The sequence below is a fragment of the Mesorhizobium sp. BR1-1-4 genome (genome assembly GCF_020165375.1).
Lineage (GTDB): Bacteria > Pseudomonadota > Alphaproteobacteria > Rhizobiales > Rhizobiaceae > Mesorhizobium > Mesorhizobium australicum.
Genome location: NZ_JAIUIB010000001.1, coordinates 177,791 through 196,218, shown reverse-complemented (window position 1 = coordinate 196,218; position 18,428 = coordinate 177,791). Strand labels below are relative to the sequence as shown.

Here is an 18,428-nt window from a genome sequence, read left to right as displayed (position 1 = left end):
AGGGGCCGTTTCGGCCCCTTTTCCATGCCTTCGTCGCGTTTTGGCCGCATTTCCGCCTAGGGTCCGCGCCAACTGTGGCCTACGACAAAACAGCTGCGGACGGGCAGCCTAAACCAAATTTTAACCGTGTTTCTTGAATGCCGGTTAACCCAAACGTGGTTACTGGGTGATCAACGAAATCACTCGAAACATGATCACTCGAATACGAAGGAGAGGCGGCATGGGCCGTATCGCAGCACTGACCAGAAACCCGGCCATGATCGCGCTGGTGGCGATGCTCGCCATCACCGGTTGCGCTTCGAAGAAGACGCCGAACAGCGCCGCTGACCTTGGCCTCAATGGCGCGGGTGCCGCAACACCCGGCTCGGCACAGGACTTCACCGTCAACATCGGCGACCGTATCTTCTTCGATACGGACTCGACCTCGATCCGTGCCGACGCACAGACGACGCTGTCGCGCCAGGCACAGTGGCTGAACCAGTACAAGCAGTATGCCATCGTCGTCGAAGGCCATGCCGACGAACGCGGCACGCGCGAATACAATCTGGCGCTCGGTGCCCGCCGTGCCGCCGCCACGCGCGACTTCCTGGTTTCCAAGGGCGTTTCGGCGAGCCGTCTCAAGACGATTTCCTACGGCAAGGAACGTCCGGTCGCCGTATGCGACGACATCTCCTGCTGGTCGCAGAATCGCCGCGCCGTCACCACGCTCAGCGGCGCTGGTTCCTGAGGCGTCGCGCGCCGAAAGGCGCCCACGGCACAGATGGCAAAAATACAACACCTCTTTGCGAAAGGCGGTCCTCGGGCCGCCTTTTTCATGTCCTGACACCCGAAACAAAATTTGGCCGAAGTCTCGCGCCCTGCTATGAGCCGAGGGCGCTTGGCTGGTCTCACATCGATTGGAAGGCGCGAACAAGCTAACGATTGGACGGCGAGAGACACATGCATTTGAGATCGGTTCTAAGCGGCACGCTGGCGCTGCTGCTCCTATCAGGCGTAACCGCTTCGGCGAGCGGTACAGGGCAAACAGCCGAGACCGGCTTTTCCTTCCATCTGCCGACACTCGAGTTGCCCAGCCTTTTCGGCGAGAAGAAAAAGCAAGATCAGGTCCAGCTCGCCCAGTCGAGCGGCGCCGGCGTGACCGGGCTCGAGGACCAAATGCGGCAGCTGACCGGCAAGGTCGAGGAACTCAATTTCCAGATCCTGCAGATGCAGGAGCAGATCCGCAAACAGCAGGAAGACAACGAGTTCCGCTTCCAGCAGCTTGAAGGCGGCTCGCAAGGTGGACAACCGCCGGCGCAGAAGAAATCAGATGCCACCACCGGAACCAACACCGACGTGGCCTCGGCCCCGGCAACCCAGGCGCCGGCCGATGCCGGGGCCGCGCCGGGCGGCGATCAATCCACAGGCGGCAAGACGGTCGAGGACGTCATCGTCGAATCACCCGACGGTGACCCCGGCAAGGTGATCCCCGGCAAGGGAGCGCCCGAAAAGACCTTTGGGTCCATCACTGTCGACAAGAACGGCAATGTGATCGATGCCGGCGGCAGCACGCAGGCAACCGCGCCGGCACAGGACACGGCACCAGCCGCCAGCGCGCCGGCCAAGGCCGGCAAGTCCGGCGGCACGGTGGTCGCCGCGCTGCCCGCGACCAACAATCCCGAAGAGCTCTATCGCAACTCCTACCAGTTCATCCTGTCGGGTGACTACGGCACCGCCGAACAGGGTTTCCGCGATCATATCTCGCGCTTCCCCAAGGACGCCAAGGCGGCGGACGCGCATTACTGGCTGGGTGAATCGCTGCTTGGCCAGCAGAAATACCGCGATGCTGCGGAAGTGTTCCTCGCCGCCAGCAAGGATTATCCCAAAGCCAAGAAGGCGCCCGACATGCTGTTGAAGCTGGGTGTGTCGCTGGTCGGCCTCAAGCAGCACGATGTTGCCTGCGCCACCTTCAGCGAGGTCGGCAAGCGCTATCCCGATATTTCCAGTACACTCAAGGAACGCGTCAAGCAGGAGAAGGCCCTGGCTGCGTGCTGATTTTTTCTGGGGGTGTCGCAGTCCCAAAGCCGGGACCGCTTTTTGGCGACATGGATTGATGCTCGACACCGGGCCTGATCTTTCGACCGGACTCTTTTCGCATATCGATTTTTCCAACGGCGCCGTAGCGGCCGTATCCGGGGGCAGCGACTCGACTGCGCTCCTTCTCCTTCTCAAACAGCATCTCGACAAAACCGCACCATCCGCGAAGCTGCTCGCGGTCACGATCGACCACGGCCTGCGGCAAGGTTCGGCCGGTGAGGCGCGGACCGTGGCGAAGCTTTGCGCGGAACGCGGCATCGCCCACCGCATGCTGGCCTGGTCCGGCGCCAAGCCGTCGACCGGCCTGCCGGCGGCGGCGCGCGAGGCGCGCTACCAACTGCTGGCCAGCGCCGCCCGGCCTGAAGGCATCGGCCTGATCGTGACCGGACATACAGCGGACGACCAGGCCGAGACGGTGCTGATGCGGCGCGGTCGCAACGATGCGACCCGCGACGAGGGACGGGGCCTCGCCGGCATGGCGCCCGCCACCCTGCATGACTGGCGCGACTGGATCGTGCGACCGCTTCTTGGCGTGCGGCGCCATGCGCTGCGCGATTTCCTGCGGCGCCAACAGGTCGGCTGGGCCGAGGACCCGACCAATGCCGATGAAGCTTTCGAGCGCCCGCGCATGCGCGCAGCCCTTGCCGGGGAGGCCGGCGCGCAGCGCATGAACGACGCGCTGGCGTTGGCCGCGCGGCAGGCCGGCGACCGGACGCGGCTTGGCGGTGAGGCCGCCCGTCTGATCGAGCGCTTTGCCAGCCAGCCGGCGGCGGGCCTCATCCGGCTCGATCCGGCCCTGCTCGGCGCCGGCGCCGATCGGGCGGCCGTATACGCACTGCGCGTGCTCCTGGCGACGTCAGGCGGGATTGCCTTCCTGCCGGACCAGGCCCGCGGCGAGGCGTTGTTCGCCCGGCTGAAAGCCGGATTTCTTTGCGCCACATTGTCGCGGACAGTGGTCGACTTCCGGCGCGCCGGCATCTTCCTGCGTCGGGAGATGCGCGGTTTGCCGGCGGCGGCGGCAACGATCGACGGCGCCATCTGGGATGGGCGCCGCCAAATCACATTGAACGACGCCGGCGGCGCATTGTTGATCGCGCCATTCGGGGCAATGGCGGCGAAGCGGCTGGCTATAGGCCGGGGCGAAACCCCGCCAAGCCTGCTGCGTGCGGCATTGGCGGCGGAACCAGGATGGCTGCAAGCCGTCGAGAAGGTGGGTCCGGAGCCTGATAGGCCGACATCGCAAGGGTTCGCGGCCTTGCCGGTCGTTGCTCCCTTTGCCCGCTTCCTGCCGTCCTTCGACCTGGCCCCGGCGAGCGGCGTCGCCGGGTTGATCGGCGCGGCACCGCTTCCCGCCCTGCCATTGCGTGGCCCTAGTGCCGGTTGATGCTGGGCGAAAGCTTAACCCAGACATGCTGTTCTGCTTGGCAAGGGGGTACGCTCTCCCTATGTTAGGCCCAAGTTTCCTCTCATGATGCTGTCCGCTCGCGGACGCCAACGGGACAATTGATGAATCCGAACTATCGCAACCTCGCGCTCTGGGCGATCATAGCGGTCCTGCTCATCGCCCTCTTCAATCTGTTCCAGACGCCGCAGACGCGCGGGGCTTCGAGCGATGTGCCTTATTCGCAGTTCCTGCAGGATGTCGCGGCCGGCCGGGTCAAGACGGTGACCATCGCGGGCGCCCGCATCACCGGCACCTATACTGACAATTCCAGCGGCTTCCAGACCTATTCGCCCGGCGATCCCCAACTGGTCTCGCGGCTGCAGGACAAGAACGTCACCATCAATGCGCGGCCCGAGACCGACGGCTCCAATTCGCTGTTCGGCTATCTGATCTCGTGGCTGCCGATGATCCTCATCCTCGGCGTGTGGATATTCTTCATGCGCCAGATGCAGTCCGGCTCCGGGCGCGCCATGGGCTTCGGCAAGTCGAAGGCCAAGCTCCTGACCGAGGCGCATGGCCGCGTCACCTTCCAGGATGTCGCCGGCGTCGACGAAGCCAAGGAAGACCTCGAAGAGATCGTCGAATTCCTGCGCGATCCGCAGAAGTTCCAGCGCCTCGGCGGAAAGATTCCGCGCGGCGTGCTGCTGGTCGGCCCTCCCGGCACCGGCAAGACGCTGCTTGCCCGCTCGGTCGCCGGCGAAGCCAACGTGCCGTTCTTCACCATTTCGGGTTCGGATTTCGTCGAGATGTTCGTCGGCGTCGGTGCATCCCGTGTCCGCGACATGTTCGACCAGGCCAAGAAGAATGCGCCCTGCATCATCTTCATCGACGAAATCGACGCCGTCGGCCGCCATCGCGGTGCCGGCCTCGGCGGCGGCAATGACGAGCGCGAGCAGACGCTGAACCAGCTGCTGGTCGAGATGGACGGCTTCGAGTCCAACGAAAGCATCATCCTGATCGCCGCCACCAACCGGCCCGACGTGCTCGATCCGGCGTTGCTGCGTCCAGGCCGTTTCGACCGCCAGGTGGTGGTGCCGAACCCAGACATCGTCGGCCGCGAGAAGATCCTCAAGGTGCATGTGCGCAACGTGCCGCTGGCGCCCAATGTCGACCTCAAGGTCGTCGCCCGTGGTACGCCCGGCTTCTCCGGCGCCGACCTGATGAACCTGGTCAACGAATCCGCGCTGATGGCGGCGCGGCGCAACAAGCGCCTCGTCACCATGGCCGAGTTCGAGGACGCCAAGGACAAGATCATGATGGGCGCCGAGCGCCGCTCGTCGGCCATGACCCAGGCCGAGAAGGAACTGACCGCCTATCACGAGGCCGGACACGCCATCCTGGCGCTCAACGTGCCGTCGGCCGATCCGCTGCACAAGGCGACCATCATCCCGCGCGGCCGCGCGCTCGGCATGGTCATGCAGTTGCCGGAAGGCGACCGCTACTCCATGAGCTACAAATACATGGTCTCGCGCCTCGCCATCATGATGGGCGGCCGCGTTGCCGAGGAGTTCAAGTTCGGCAAGGAGAACATCACGTCCGGTGCTTCCTCCGACATCGAGCAGGCGACCAAGCTGGCGCGCGCCATGGTCACGCGCTGGGGCTTCTCCGACAAGCTCGGCCATGTCGCCTATGGCGACAACCAGGAGGAAGTGTTCCTCGGCCATTCGGTGGCGCGCACGCAGAACATTTCGGAAGAGACCGCGCAGATCATCGACGGCGAAGTGCGCCGCCTGATCGACGAGGCCTATTCGACGGCGAAGTCGGTGCTGACCAAGAAGAAGAAGGAATGGATCGCGCTGGCGCAGGGCCTGCTCGAATACGAGACGCTGTCGGGCGAGGAGATCAAGCAGCTGATCGCGGGCAACAAGCCCTCGCGCGACCTCGGCGACGACACGCCGCCGAGCCGTGGCTCGGCCGTGCCGAAGTCCGGCGGCCGCCGCAAGAAGGGTCCCGAGCCCGAAGGCGGCATGGAGCCACAGCCGTCAAGCTAGACCAGAGCGGTTCACCGTTTCACGGAACGCAGAACCGCTCTGTTCTTTGACGCTATCCCCGACGCGCTTTAAGTCTTTGCTTCTAAGTATGTCGTCGCCCCCAAACCACCTTTGGGCGACATGGCATCAGGAGGCTGGCCGGACGTACATTCGGAACGTCAACCTCGGGCTAGCCCGAGGTCCAGATGTCGCCCGACAGCAGATCCTCGGGACAGCCTGAGGATAACGGCCACGTCTGCGGGAAAAACGGTGAACCGCTTTCCGCCGTTATCGCTTTTTATGATTCAGCTTTCAGCCGCGCATTGCACAGGCTGTAATAACCACCGCCCTTCTGGATCCAGCGAAGGCCGTTCAACGTACCTGCCTCCTTGTTGCCATGGTAACCCTGCAGGCAGGTCTTCATCCGTGCCTTCGCGGGCTTTTCGGTCTCGAACTCGGCGGCGAGGGTGGTCGGGAATGTTACGCCCGCTGGCGCTACAGTGGGGGCAAGTGCCGCGCTGGTTTCTTTTTTCGGCTGCGGTGCGGTTTCGACCTTATCCGCGCTGACACTCTCCGCAGCCGACGTCGCGCATTTCTCCTTGCGGAAAGCGGCCCAGTCCATGCCATTCAGAGTGCCGCTCTCCTTGGCTGTCCGATAGGTTTCGCCACATTCCTTCATCGTCAATGCGCTTGCAGGGGCGACGCCGCAAGCAACCAATGCCGTCACAGCCAATACCGCCAATTTTAAACTGGGCATAAGATCCTCCTGGTTGATGACAAGTTTCAGACGTTGTTTGTATACTGTTTGTTCTTGATATGTTCAATCGGAATTTTCATGAGTTACCAATCAGCCTCGCGGCGAGAGTGTAAGCGAATTGATGATGCAGGCAGCTTCCGCGATATGCAGACGCGAGCAAGACCCTGGCGTCTTCGTGCGCAACAAAAGGCCCGCGAAGCAGATGCATCGCGGGCCTTTGCCTGGCCTTGCCAGATTTCATCTAATCAATTCACCGTCATGACCCATCGATCCCGGGGGGATGCTATGCGCGGCTCAGCCCTTCAGCTTGGCATTGCAGAGGCTGTAGAAGCCGCCGCCCTTCTGGATCCACTTCAGACCGCCGAGTGCGTTGGCGTCCTTGAGGACATAGTACTGGTCAAGGCAGGTATGCATGCGGCCTTTTCCGGGGGTCTCGCTGGCATATTTCGCCGAGATCGCGGACGGGAAGGTGACGCCCTTGGGGGCAACCGTCGTCGGCTTTGCGGGTTCCTTGGTGTAGCTCGCCTCGCTTGGAGCGGGCACGCTGTCGTCATCCGAGGCACTGGCGCCGCATTCGGCCTTGCGGAAGTCGTTCCACTTCATGCCCTTCAGCGTGTTCGCCGTCTTGGCAGCCTGGTACTTGGTGCTGCATTCGGCCATGCTCAGGCCCTTGCCAGAAGCTGCGGCCGTCGTGGTCGCAGCCTTGGTGGTCGCCGGCTTGACGGTGTCGGCGGCGGCGGATGCGCCAGCGGCGCATTCGGCCTTGCGGAAGTCGTTCCACTTCATGCCGTTCAATGTGCCGGCCGCCTTGGCCGCCTGGTACTTGGTGCTGCATTCCTTGGCGGTCAGGCCCTTGGCCGTGCTGTCGCTGGCCGCTGCGGCGGCCTTGGTGGTCTTGGCCGGCTTGGCTTCGGCCGGCTTGGTTTCAGCAGCCTTGGTCGTGGCCGCCTTGGTGTCGGTGGTGGCGGCGGCGTCAGTGCCGCACTGTGCCTTGCGGAACTGGTTCCAGGTCGCCCCGGCAAGTGTCCCAGCGTCCTTGGCGGCGTTGTACTTCGTGCTGCACTCGGCCATCGTCAGCGCGTTGGCTGGCGCGGCCAGGAACAACGTCGCGACCGCAAGGCCGGTCAGAGTAGCAATTCGGTGGATGAGCATAGCGTTTCTCCGTGGCTGCAGCCCATTATACGTCCCAGCGAATCAATAACGCTCAACGGTCGGTTGCGCCAGATGCCAGGCGGCTTATATATCGCCGAAATCGCTTTCTAACGACAAGGTGATGAAATCATTCGGCCTGACTGCCGCCGAGGCAAGAATTCTCGGGATGTATCCGCGCCGAATGGCTGGCAAAACTGGTATATGTGACGCCATAGCGTCTCCGTGCTAGGCTGCGGCCATGTTGTGTGCAACGCACAACAATGATTTTCTAAGGATTGGTAACATATAATCACACAATGTGATCGAGGCACGACGGCCAATTGTGGCATGACGTGCCGGCTAAGGACAACCAAGGAAACTGACTGGCATGGCAGGGAATTACTTCGGCACGGACGGCATTCGCGGGCGCGCCAACAAGTTTCCGATGACCGCGGAAATCGCCATGCGGGTCGGCATGGCCGCCGGCCTTTCGTTCCAGCGCGGCAGCCATCGCCATCGTGTCGTGCTCGGCAAGGACACCCGGCTGTCCGGCTATATGATCGAAAACGCGATGGTGGCCGGCCTTTGCGCCGCCGGCATGGACGTGTTTCTGCTCGGCCCGATCCCGACCCCGGCGGTTGCCATGCTGGTGCGCTCGCTGCGCGCCGACATTGGCGTCATGATCTCGGCCTCTCACAATCCCTACTACGACAACGGCATCAAGCTGTTCGGCCCAGACGGCTACAAGCTGTCCGACGAGATCGAAGAGCGCATCGAGAGCATGCTCGACAAGGATATCGAACTGGCGCTCGCCGATTCCGACGGGCTTGGCCGCGCCAAGCGCGTCGACGGCGTGCATGACCGTTACATCGAATTCGCCAAGCGCACCTTGCCGCGCTCGATGTCGCTTTCGGGTCTGCGGATCGTCGTCGACTGTGCCAATGGCGCGGCCTACAAGGTGGCGCCCGAGGCGCTGTGGGAACTGGGCGCCGAAGTCGTGGCCATCAATGTCGAACCCAATGGCTTCAACATCAACAAGGAATGCGGCTCGACCCATCCCGCCGATCTGCAGAAAAAGGTGCACGAAGTGCGCGCCGACATCGGCATCGCGCTTGATGGCGATGCGGACCGGGTCGTCATCGTCGACGAGAACGGCGCCATCGTCGACGGCGACCAGATCATGGCGCTGATTGCCGAGTCCTGGCACCAGAGCGGGCGGCTGGCTGGCGGTGGCGTCGTTTCGACGGTCATGTCCAATCTCGGCCTCGAGCGCTTTCTCGGCGACATGAAGCTGCAGTTGCACCGCACCAAGGTCGGCGACCGCTATGTCGTGGAGCATATGCGCGCGCATGGGCTCAATGTCGGCGGTGAGCAGTCGGGCCACATCGTGCTGTCCGACTTCTCGACCACAGGTGACGGGCTGGTCTCGGCACTGCAGGTGCTGGCCTGCATCAAGCGGCAAGGCCGCCCGGTCAGCGAACTGTCGAAGAAGTTCGAGCCGGTGCCGCAATTGCTGAAGAACGTTCGCATCGCCGGCGGGAAACCGTTGGAGGAAGCCCCGGTCAAGGCCGCGATCGAGGACGCCCGCCATCGTCTCGGCAAGGCCGGGCGGCTGGTCATCCGTCCATCCGGCACCGAGCCGCTGATCCGTGTGATGGCCGAGGGCGACGATCCGCAACTGGTCGAGGCCGTCGTCAACGACATCGTCGGGGTCATCTCGGAAACCCGCAGCAGCGCCGCCTGATCCCCGCCAGCCTCGAAGGCGTCACGCCGCCGCCTTCATTGCATCGAAGCCCGCCCCTCCGGCGGGCTTTTTTGTTCGCAAAGGATCGGTCTCTTTCTGTCGAAATCCTTGCCAGATCTCCGGGATTCTGGAGATTCGTGGTTAATCGACAGGGTTAAACGCCTTTTAACTTTTGCAATTCATTATCCACGCCTGAAAGCCAATCTTATTCGGACGCGATCGCCGTTCCGAGGTTTCTAGGGGTGACAAGCATGTTCAATACAGCAAGAAAGGCCCTGTTCGCGCTGCTGTTCGCGGGCTTGGCCTGGCCGGTGTTCGCAGCTGACCTGCCCGAGCCGCAAGTCGAAGAAGCGCCGCCGCCGGTCTATGAGCAACCGGTCGATGTCGGCGGCTGGTATATCCGTGGCGACCTCGACTATCACAAGTCGAAGGTCGGTGACATCGACTACATCACCTACGGCGCCGCGCCTTGCCCGTGCGGGCCTCCTGTCGGGGTCGCCGGGAGCAAGTCCTTCGACTATGGCAAGCTCAAGGGCGGCTTCTCGCTTGGCGGCGGCGTCGGCTACAAGATCAATGAACACTTCCGCACCGACCTGACCGCCGACTACTGGTTCAAGTCAAACTTCAACGGCGGCACCTCGGATCTCACCACGGTCTCGGTCGAGTCGTCGAAGATGAGCGCCTTGCTGCTTCTGGCAAATGCCTATGTCGATATCGGCACCTGGCACGGCATCACGCCCTATGTCGGCGCCGGTATCGGCGGAGCGCGCGTCAAATGGGATACTGTCTACGACCCGACCCCGGGCGCAACCGAGTCCAACCCCGGAACATCCAGCTGGCGCTTCGCGTACGCGGTAATGGCCGGCGCCTCCTACTGCTTGACCGACAAAGTCATCCTCGATGCTGGTTACCGTTTCTCCCATATTCAAGGCGGTCGCATGTTCGAGTATGGTCCAGCCGGCGCCACGCCGGGCGCCGGGCCGGGCTTCGATCACGGCTTCAACACCCACGAGGTGCGCGGCGGTCTGCGTTACCAGTTCGGCGGCAACAACGGTTGCGCCGCGCCGGTGGTGGCCTATCAGCCGGAGCCCGAGCCGATCTACACCAAGTAATCGCTTCGAAGTTTCCAGGAATTCGTCGACCGCCCGGCATCAGCCGGGCGGTTTTCGTTTGAGATGAGCCGAGGTCAGCCCGTTCGAAATCAATTCGCTAACCCTCTGTTAGCCTTAACCGACACTTAACCACTATGGTTAACAATGGCTCATGAAACGTTGGCCGCCGTTGCTTGTTTGACGGCGCCGAATTCGGGAGCCGGGGACCATGATACCAAGATCGCGTATGGCGCTGGCGCTTGCCGCACTGCTGTTGCCGCTGGCGCCTGCAATCGCCGCCGACTACGACCCGCCGATCTATGTCGACCAGGCGCCGGATTATGTGCCGGTCGAGGTCGGCTCCGGCTGGTACCTGCGCGGCGATGTTTCCTACCTGGCGCAGAAGAGTTTCAAGAATGGGGACTTCACCTTCCCGTCGGCGATCAACAACGAAAACTTTAGCGAGAGCGAAGATGCAATTTTTGCGAGCGTCGGCTTCGGATATCATTTCAACGATTACCTCCGCGCCGATCTCAACTTCGGCTATTTGCCGGGTAACAAGGCAAGCTTCGGCTATGACGATACTGCTACCGCACCGGCTGGAACGTCGATCGTGGGATCGGGAAACCTGAAGAACTATGCGTTCTCAGGCATCCTCAATGGCTATGTTGACCTTGGCACCTATGTTGGAATCACACCGTATGTCGGTGCGGGTGTCGGCGTCGTCGTGAGCAAACGCAGCCTCTCCGCCAGCTATGCCGACGAGGCCACCCCCGCCAACGATTTCACGCTTGATGACAGCAAGACGCAGTATTCCCTCGCCTATGCGTTGAATGCCGGTCTTGCGTATCAAGTGTCCAAGAATGTTTCCGTAGATCTCGGCTATCAGTATTTTTCCGCGCCTAGCGTCGAATACGCGACCGCCGCGAGCCTGACTTCCTTTCCGGTCGAGAAAGGGATCAGCAATCACCAGATCAAGCTCGGGCTGCGCTACGATCTCTGGTAGACTGGGCACACCAGCTCTTGACGGCGGATCTCTCGGGTCCGCCGTTTGCATTTGAAGTCACGCGATCCTGATCGCGGCGCTTTCCTGTGTGATGCATGTCGTAGCCCCAAAACCGCCGCGCACTTTTGGGCGACATGCATCCGGTATCCCGGCAGCGACAAAAACTTTCCTCTTGACGCCCGAAGCCTGAACGCATATCGCCGTCCGTGGGCCACCCCTCCCCAACGAGGGGCCACTATCTGGAAGGATAGACCACGATGACGACGCTTACGAAGCCCGGACTCCGTCCGGCAAATTCCAATTTTTCCTCTGGTCCCTGCGCAAAACGTCCCGGCTGGTCGGTCGAGGCGCTGAAAGCTGCCGCGCTCGGCCGTTCCCACCGCGCCAAGATCGGCAAGACCAAGCTCGAGCAGGCGATCGCGTTGACGCGCGAAATCCTCCAGGTTCCTGCCGATTACCGCATCGGCATCGTGCCGGCTTCCGACACAGGTGCCGTCGAGATGGCGCTGTGGTCTCTTCTCGGCGAACGCGGCGTCGACATGGTCGCCTGGGAAAGCTTCGGCTCCGGCTGGGTCACCGACGTGGTCAAGCAGCTGAAACTCGCCGATATCAGAAAGATCGAGGCCGGTTATGGCGCGCTGCCTGATCTGACCAAGATCGATTTCGATCGCGACGTGGTCTTCACTTGGAACGGCACGACCTCGGGCGTGCGCGTGCCGGACGGTGACTTCATTCCCGCCGATCGCAAGGGCCTGACCATTTGCGACGCTACTTCAGCGGCCTTCGCGCAAAGGCTCGACTTCGAGAAGCTCGATGTCGTGACCTTCTCCTGGCAGAAGGTGCTGGGCGGTGAGGGTGCGCATGGCATGCTGATCCTGTCGCCGCGTGCCGTAGCGCGGCTGGAGAGCTACAAGCCTTCATGGCCGTTGCCGAAAATCTTCCGCCTGACCTCGGGCGGCAAGCTGATCGAGGGCATTTTCAAGGGCGAAACCATCAACACGCCGTCGATGCTTTGCGTCGAGGATTATCTCGACGCGTTGAACTGGGCTAAGTCGGTCGGCGGCCTCGATGCGCTGATTGCCAGGGCGGATGCCAATGCCGCCGTGCTCGACCGGTTCGTGGAAAGATCATCCTGGCTCGGCCATCTTGCGGTGGCCCCGGCGACACGCTCGAACACGTCGGTCTGTCTGTCCTTCACCGACCCCGATATCGCGGCGCTCGACGCTGATGGACAGGCGGCGTTTGCCAAGGGCCTGGTCTCGACGCTCGACAAGGAAGGCGTCGCCTACGACATCGGTTCTTATCGCGATGCCCCGCCGGGATTGCGCATCTGGTGCGGCGCAACCGTCGAGACCTCCGATCTCGAAGCGCTGCTGCCTTGGCTCGACTGGGCCTTTGCCAGCCAGAAGGCGTCGCTCAAAGCGGCCGCCTGAGAGTTTCCGTGGCGGCCCCGAGGGCCGTCCGTTCCCGGATCAATTTCATTTTCAAGGAGGCCGCCATGGCGCCCCGCGTTCTCGTCTCTGACAAACTCTCTCCCACCGCCGTGCAGATATTCAAGGATCGCGGCGTCGAGGTCGACTATCTGCCCGACCTCGGCAAGGACAAGGAAAAGCTGCTCGAAGTGATCGGCAAGTATGACGGTCTCGCCATCCGTTCGGCGACCAAGGTCACCGAGAAGCTGATCAACGCGGCTACCAATCTCAAGGTTGTCGGTCGCGCCGGCATCGGTGTCGACAATGTCGATATCCCGGCGGCAAGCCGCAAGGGTATCATCGTGATGAACACGCCCTTCGGCAATTCGATCACGACGGCCGAACACGCCGTGGCGATGATCTTCGCGCTCGCCCGCCAGATCCCGGAAGCCAACGCTTCGACCCATGCCGGCAAATGGGAGAAGAACCGCTTCATGGGCGTCGAGATCACCGGCAAGACGCTGGGCGTTATCGGCTGCGGCAATATCGGTTCGATCGTCGCCACACGCGGCGTCGGGCTGAAGATGCACGTCGTCGCCTTTGATCCGTTCCTGTCGGACAAGCGCGCCGAGGAGCTCGGCGTCGACAAGGTGGAACTGGACGAACTCTTCGCCCGCGCCGACTTCATCACGCTGCACACGCCGTTGACCGATAAGACCCGCAACATCATCGATGCGGCGGCGATCGCCAAGATGAAGAATGGCGTGCGTATCATCAACTGCGCGCGTGGCGGGCTGGTGGTCGAGGCCGACCTGGTCGCGGCGCTGAAGAGCGGCAAGGTGGCAGGCGCCGGCATCGATGTGTTCGAGGTCGAACCGGCGGAGCAGAATGCGCTGTTCGGCATGGAGAACGTGGTGGCGACACCACACCTTGGCGCCTCGACGGCGGAAGCGCAGGAGAATGTCGCGCTGCAGGTCGCCGAGCAGATGGCCGACTACCTGATCAAGGGCGCGGTCTCCAACGCCATCAACATGCCCTCGATCACGGCGGAAGAGGCGCCGCGGCTGAAGCCTTTCGTCAAGCTCGCCGAAGTGCTGGGCGCCTTTGTCGGCCAGGTCACCGAGGATCCGATCAGCGAGGTCGAGATCCTGTTCGACGGCTCGACCGCGACGATGAACACGCGGGCGCTGATCAGTGCCGCCCTGGCCGGCCTGATCCGGCCGCAGGTCGCCGACGTCAACATGGTGTCGGCGCCGATCATGGTGAAGGAGCGCGGCATCATCGTCGCCGAAGTCAAGCGCGACAAATCTGGCGTCTTCGACGGTTACATCAAGCTGACCGTCAAGACCGAGCACATGACGCGCTCGATCGCCGGTACCTGCTTTTCGGACGGCAAGCCGCGCTTCATTCAGATCAAGGGCATCAATCTCGACGCCGAGGTCGGCCAGCACATGCTGTATACGACCAATGCCGATGCGCCCGGCATTATCGGCCTGCTCGGCACTGTCTGCGGCGAGAACGACGTCAACATCGCCAACTTCCAGCTCGGCCGCAACCGGCCGGGCGGTGACGCTATCGCACTGCTCTATCTCGACGCCCCGTTCCCCGAGAAGGTGCTGGAGCAGGTGCGCGGCCACAAGTCGATCGATTCGGCAAAGCGGCTGCGGTTCGATGTGGGCGGGATCTAGCTCCCCCACGCCCTCTGAGGTGACAAGCCATACATCAGACGCCCCGTTTGCCGGCATGCATGCGGGGCGTCTCCACGACCGCTGGAGCCGCCCGAGGGCTTGCGTCGTTGCGGGCGCCGCCGCAGGCGTCGCGCCAACGGCGTCCTTGCGTCAAGCTGCTGCAAGATATCCTTTTTAGCCGTCAGTACATTAGCGGATGTAGATAAGCATAAGGTCTGGCCCAATCTAACGATTTTGTGATCTGCTTGACGATCCCGGTTTCTTTCCGCACGCTGCGGTCAATTGATGGATGCGATCTAAACTTAACTGAGTTGGTCATGATTTTGCGCGTAACATCCGGCGCGCCTCTGTTGCTGTCGGGGTGCCTTCGATGGATCATCGCAATACTGTCCGACTGAGCCGGCGTCTTTTTCTGTCTTCGGCTGCGATGTTTACAGTGACGGCAACATCGGCAGGTTTTGCCCGATCCTTGTCCGGCTCGCTGCCCTGGGCGCCGCTGTCTTCCGATCCTCCGGTGCAGGTGGTGTCCGGCGGCTGGCGGTTCTTCACGCCGCAGGAAGCCGCGCTGGTCGAGGCTATCGTCGACCGCATCATCCCCGCCGACGATCTGTCGATGGGCGGCAAGGAGGCCGGCTGCGCCGTCTATATAGACCGTCAGTTGACGGGCGCGTTCGGAACGTCGAGCCGGCTCTACACAAAAGGACCGTTTCTGCCGGGATTGCCCACGCAGGGCTACCAGGGCGAGGCAAACCCCGCCCAGCGCTACCGCTCCGGCCTCGCCGCCATCGACGCTTTCCTGAAGCAGCGCGATGGCAAGACATTCGCCGAACTCCAGCCGGCCGATCAGGATACGTTCCTGGCCGCGATGGAAGCTGGAAAGGTCGACTTGCCCAATGGAGTCAAGGCTGCCGGCTTCTTCGGACTTCTGCTGCAGAACACGATGGAAGGGTTCTTTGCCGATCCGGTGTATGGCGGCAACAAGGACATGGTGTCGTGGCGCATGCTTGGTTTCCCCGGCGCGCGCTATGACTACCGGGATCACGTCAGCAAGCACAATCAGCCCTATCCGCGGCCGCCCGTCTCGATCGAGGGCAGCCCGGAATGGCTCGTAAAAAGGAGCTGACCATGACGACGATACTGCCCCGCAAGGACGTCGTGATCGTCGGCCTCGGCTGGACGGGGTCCATCCTTGCGCATGAACTGACCGATCAGGGCCTGGACGTGCTGGCCATCGAGCGTGGTCCCTGGCGCGACACGGCGACCGATTTCAACATCGGCTATGCGCAGGACGAGTTGCGCTACAGCGTGCGGCGCGACCTGTTCCTGCAGCCAGCAGTCGAAACCATGACGATGCGCAACGACCCTTCGCAGACGGCGCTGCCGATGCGCGATTTCGGCTCGTTCCTGCCCGGCAACGGCGTCGGCGGCGCAGGCGTCCATTGGAACGGCCACACCTGGCGGTTCTGGGACTCCGACTTCCAGATCAAGACCAACCTGACCAAGAAGTATGGCGCGGCGCGGATCGCCGATCTCCAGGTCGAGGACTGGGGCGTGACCGGCGCCGAGATGGAGCCGTATTACGACCAGTTCGAATATCTGGCGGGAATCTCGGGCAAGGCCGGCAATATCAAGGGACAGATACAGGAAGGTGGCAACCCGTTCGAGGATCCGAGGTCCCGGGATTACCCAAATCCGCCAATGGAGATGACCTACGCGCCGACCCTGTTCGCCAATGCCGGCAGGTCTATGGGACTGCACCCGTTCCCGACACCGTCCGCCAACATGTCGCGGCCCTATGTCAATCCGCTCGGCATCACCATGGGGCAGTGCACCTACTGCGGATTCTGCGAGCGGTTCGGCTGCGCCAACTACTCCAAATCCAGCGCCCAGACCACCATCCTTCCCGTGCTGATGAAGAAGGCCAATTTCGAGGTGCGGACCGACAGCGAGGTGCTGCATGTCGATCTCGCCGCCGGCGGCAAGTCCGCGCGAGGTGTCACTTACGTCGATACGTCGGGGCAGGAATTCTTCCAGCCGGCCGATCTCGTGCTTCTGTGCGCCTACGGCCTGCACAATGCCCGGCTGATGATGCTGTCGGGCATCGGCAAGATCTACGATCCCGCTACCGGCGAGGGCACCGTCGGGCGCAATTATTGCTACCAGACCAATGCCGGCGTGCAGGTGTTCTTCGACGACAAGAACTTCAACCCATTCATTGCCGCGGGCGCGCTCGGACAGACGATCGATGACTATAATGGCGACGCTTTCGACCATGGCGGCCTCGATTTCGTCGGCGGCGCGGGCATCAACTGCATTCCTACCAATGGACGTCCGATCGGGACGAGGCCGACGCTGCCCGGCACGCCGAAGTGGGGTAGCGCCTGGAAGAAGGCGACCGTCGCGGGCTACAAAAGCACGCTCGGCTTCTCCTCGCAGGGCAGCAGCTACGCGACGCGCACCAACTACCTCGACCTCGATCCGACCTACAAGGATCGCTTCGGCCGGCCGCTCATGCGCATGACCTTCGATTTTCCCGACAATGATATCCGAATGTCGAATTATCTCTGCGACCGGATGGAGGAGATCGCCAAGACGCTTGGCGGCAAACAGTACAATGTCGGCCGCCGCAAGAAGGGCTGGGACAGCGTCCCTTATCAAAGCACCCATAATACGGGCGGCGCCATCATGGGAACGGACCCTAAGAAGAGTGCAGTCAACAGCTTCCTGCAAAGCTGGGATGTGCCCAACGTCTTCGTCATCGGCGCCTCGGCCTTTCCGCAGAATGCCGGCAAGAATCCGACGGGAACGGTCGGCGCGCTCGCCTACCGCGCCGCTGATGGCATCCGCAATCACTATTTGCGCAATCCCGGCGCCCCCTTGGTGCAGGCATGAGGACGCTCGCCGCCGCCGCCGCCGCCGGCGCCGCTATGCTGGCGATCACCCCGGCGCTCGCCGCCGACCAGGCCGACCAGATCATCCGTGGCCAGTATCAGGCCGTGCTCGGCGATTGCGCGGGCTGTCATACCAGGCCGGGCGGCAAGCCGCTGGCCGGCGGCCTGCCGCTCGAAACGCCTTTCGGCACACTGGTGCCGCCCAACATCACGCCCGACCACGAGACGGGCATCGGCAATTGGTCCGAGGCAGATTTCCGCAACATGATGAAGACCGGCGTCGGCCACAATGGCGTGCGGCTCTATCCCGCCATGCCTTACCCCGCCTATACCAGGATGAACGAGCAGGACATTTCCGACCTGTGGGCCTACATGACCACGGTCGACCCGGTTTCGAACAAGGTCGAAGCCAACCAGCTGCCGTTCCCGCTGAACATCCGGCTGGCGATGTGGGGCTGGAACCTCCTCAACTTCAGCGAGGCAAGCTTCCAGGCCGACCCCTCCAAATCGGCGGAATGGAACCGCGGCGCCTATATCGTACAGGGCGCCGGGCACTGCGGCACCTGCCACACGCCCAAATCGTTCCTTGGAGCGGACCAAGACAGCGGCTTCCTGCAAGGCGCCTCGCTGCAAGGCTGGTTTGCCCCCGACATCACCAACAATGCTCAATCCGGCCTGGGCAAATGGTCGCAAGAAGATGTGGTCGCCTACCTCAGGACCGGCGTCAACGCGCATTCGATCGCATCCGGTCCGATGGCCGAGGCGATCGAGAACTCGACCTCCAAAATGACGGAACCCGACCTCAAGGCCGTGGCCGTCTATCTCAAGAGCCTGGGGCCGGACACCGGCAATGCGCAGGCGCCCAAGCCCGACGAGGCGCGGATGGTGGCGGGCGCGGCGATCTATCATGACAATTGCTCGGCCTGCCATGGCGGCGATGGCGCCGGGGCCGGAGCGCTTTTCCCAGCGCTTATCGGCAACTCGATCGTCGCGCAGGGCAATCCCGAGACCCTGGCCCGCATCGTTCTCGCCGGAAGCCAGGCCGTGCACACGGCCGGCGCGCCGACGACGCCTTCGATGCCCTCATTGGCATGGCGGCTGAAGGACCAGGAAATCGCCGACGTGCTGACCTATGTGCGCGGCAGCTGGGGCAATTCCGCTCCGGCGGTCTCGTCGGACGATATCGCGGCGGTGCGCAAAGAATTGGTGCAGTAATTT

At 62.7% G+C, this 18,428-nt stretch carries 14 protein-coding genes; 12 read left to right on the top strand and 2 right to left on the bottom strand.

All coding sequences use genetic code 11. The features are described from left to right. The first annotated feature begins 220 nt into the window (after positions 1-220). The 4 genes from pal to ftsH all read left to right on the top strand — a co-directional run bounded on the left by pal (position 221) and on the right by ftsH (position 5,511). Entirely contained in the window at positions 221-727 is a 507-nt protein-coding gene (gene pal / locus LB571_RS00975; RefSeq protein WP_015315272.1) for a peptidoglycan-associated lipoprotein Pal, read from the top strand. A gap of 212 nt (positions 728-939) precedes the next feature. Then, positions 940-2,034: a tol-pal system protein YbgF gene (gene ybgF / locus LB571_RS00970; protein WP_224591647.1), complete on the top strand. Its 1,095-nt coding sequence runs from the start codon at positions 940-942 to the stop codon at positions 2,032-2,034. 58 nt (positions 2,035-2,092) lie between these two features. Then, entirely contained in the window at positions 2,093-3,460 is a 1,368-nt protein-coding gene (gene tilS / locus LB571_RS00965) for a tRNA lysidine(34) synthetase TilS (protein ID WP_224592207.1), read from the top strand. A 122-nt stretch (positions 3,461-3,582) separates the two neighbouring features. Next, on the top strand, positions 3,583-5,511 hold the full coding sequence (ftsH, locus tag LB571_RS00960; RefSeq protein WP_023775386.1) for an ATP-dependent zinc metalloprotease FtsH: 1,929 nt from the start codon (positions 3,583-3,585) through the stop codon (positions 5,509-5,511). 277 nt (positions 5,512-5,788) lie between these two features. Here the strand turns inward: ftsH and LB571_RS00955 are convergent, their stop codons facing one another. After that, positions 5,789-6,247, bottom strand: a complete 459-nt coding sequence (locus LB571_RS00955; protein ID WP_015315276.1) for a hypothetical protein — start codon at positions 6,245-6,247, stop codon at positions 5,789-5,791. A 294-nt stretch (positions 6,248-6,541) separates the two neighbouring features. After that, positions 6,542-7,399, bottom strand: coding sequence for a hypothetical protein (locus LB571_RS00950; protein WP_015315277.1), 858 nt, complete (start codon positions 7,397-7,399; stop codon positions 6,542-6,544). Positions 7,400-7,766: 367 nt separating this feature from the next. On the opposite strand from LB571_RS00950, the gene glmM reads away from it, so the two are divergent. The 8 genes from glmM (at position 7,767) to LB571_RS00910 (ending at position 18,425) form a co-directional block, all read left to right on the top strand. Continuing rightward, positions 7,767-9,122, top strand: coding sequence for a phosphoglucosamine mutase (gene glmM, locus LB571_RS00945; protein ID WP_015315278.1), 1,356 nt, complete (start codon positions 7,767-7,769; stop codon positions 9,120-9,122). Positions 9,123-9,373: 251 nt separating this feature from the next. Next, the gene (locus LB571_RS00940) at positions 9,374-10,234 is read left to right on the top strand and encodes an outer membrane protein (protein ID WP_015315279.1); all 861 of its coding nucleotides are present in this window, start codon (positions 9,374-9,376) and stop codon (positions 10,232-10,234) included. A 208-nt stretch (positions 10,235-10,442) separates the two neighbouring features. Then, positions 10,443-11,219, top strand: coding sequence for an outer membrane protein (locus LB571_RS00935; RefSeq protein ID WP_224591643.1), 777 nt, complete (start codon positions 10,443-10,445; stop codon positions 11,217-11,219). A 257-nt stretch (positions 11,220-11,476) separates the two neighbouring features. Then, entirely contained in the window at positions 11,477-12,652 is a 1,176-nt protein-coding gene (locus tag LB571_RS00930) for a phosphoserine transaminase (protein ID WP_224591640.1), read from the top strand. A gap of 65 nt (positions 12,653-12,717) precedes the next feature. Then, on the top strand, positions 12,718-14,319 hold the full coding sequence (gene serA, locus LB571_RS00925; protein ID WP_015315282.1) for a phosphoglycerate dehydrogenase: 1,602 nt from the start codon (positions 12,718-12,720) through the stop codon (positions 14,317-14,319). A gap of 427 nt (positions 14,320-14,746) precedes the next feature. Then, positions 14,747-15,442, top strand: a complete 696-nt coding sequence (locus LB571_RS00920) for a gluconate 2-dehydrogenase subunit 3 family protein (protein ID WP_318011700.1) — start codon at positions 14,747-14,749, stop codon at positions 15,440-15,442. Positions 15,443-15,444: 2 nt separating this feature from the next. After that, on the top strand, positions 15,445-17,211 hold the full coding sequence (locus LB571_RS00915) for a GMC family oxidoreductase (RefSeq protein WP_224591635.1): 1,767 nt from the start codon (positions 15,445-15,447) through the stop codon (positions 17,209-17,211). Continuing rightward, the gene (locus LB571_RS00910) at positions 17,208-18,425 is read left to right on the top strand and encodes a cytochrome c (RefSeq protein ID WP_224591632.1); all 1,218 of its coding nucleotides are present in this window, start codon (positions 17,208-17,210) and stop codon (positions 18,423-18,425) included. The genes LB571_RS00915 and LB571_RS00910 overlap by 4 nt, the downstream gene beginning before the upstream one ends. The last annotated feature ends 3 nt before the right edge of the window (positions 18,426-18,428 follow it).

What these genes read in the sequence shown, in the direction of transcription:
- pal (WP_015315272.1), top strand. Translation starts at nt 221, where the DNA reads ATGGGCCGTATCGCAGCACTGACCAGAAACCCGGCCATGATCGCGCTG.
- ybgF (WP_224591647.1), top strand. Translation starts at nt 940, where the DNA reads ATGCATTTGAGATCGGTTCTAAGCGGCACGCTGGCGCTGCTGCTCCTA.
- tilS (WP_224592207.1), top strand. Translation starts at nt 2,093, where the DNA reads ATGCTCGACACCGGGCCTGATCTTTCGACCGGACTCTTTTCGCATATC.
- ftsH (WP_023775386.1), top strand. Translation starts at nt 3,583, where the DNA reads ATGAATCCGAACTATCGCAACCTCGCGCTCTGGGCGATCATAGCGGTC.
- LB571_RS00955 (WP_015315276.1), bottom strand. Translation starts at nt 6,247, where the DNA reads ATGCCCAGTTTAAAATTGGCGGTATTGGCTGTGACGGCATTGGTTGCT.
- LB571_RS00950 (WP_015315277.1), bottom strand. Translation starts at nt 7,399, where the DNA reads ATGCTCATCCACCGAATTGCTACTCTGACCGGCCTTGCGGTCGCGACG.
- glmM (WP_015315278.1), top strand. Translation starts at nt 7,767, where the DNA reads ATGGCAGGGAATTACTTCGGCACGGACGGCATTCGCGGGCGCGCCAAC.
- LB571_RS00940 (WP_015315279.1), top strand. Translation starts at nt 9,374, where the DNA reads ATGTTCAATACAGCAAGAAAGGCCCTGTTCGCGCTGCTGTTCGCGGGC.
- LB571_RS00935 (WP_224591643.1), top strand. Translation starts at nt 10,443, where the DNA reads ATGATACCAAGATCGCGTATGGCGCTGGCGCTTGCCGCACTGCTGTTG.
- LB571_RS00930 (WP_224591640.1), top strand. Translation starts at nt 11,477, where the DNA reads ATGACGACGCTTACGAAGCCCGGACTCCGTCCGGCAAATTCCAATTTT.
- serA (WP_015315282.1), top strand. Translation starts at nt 12,718, where the DNA reads ATGGCGCCCCGCGTTCTCGTCTCTGACAAACTCTCTCCCACCGCCGTG.
- LB571_RS00920 (WP_318011700.1), top strand. Translation starts at nt 14,747, where the DNA reads ATGTTTACAGTGACGGCAACATCGGCAGGTTTTGCCCGATCCTTGTCC.
- LB571_RS00915 (WP_224591635.1), top strand. Translation starts at nt 15,445, where the DNA reads ATGACGACGATACTGCCCCGCAAGGACGTCGTGATCGTCGGCCTCGGC.
- LB571_RS00910 (WP_224591632.1), top strand. Translation starts at nt 17,208, where the DNA reads ATGAGGACGCTCGCCGCCGCCGCCGCCGCCGGCGCCGCTATGCTGGCG.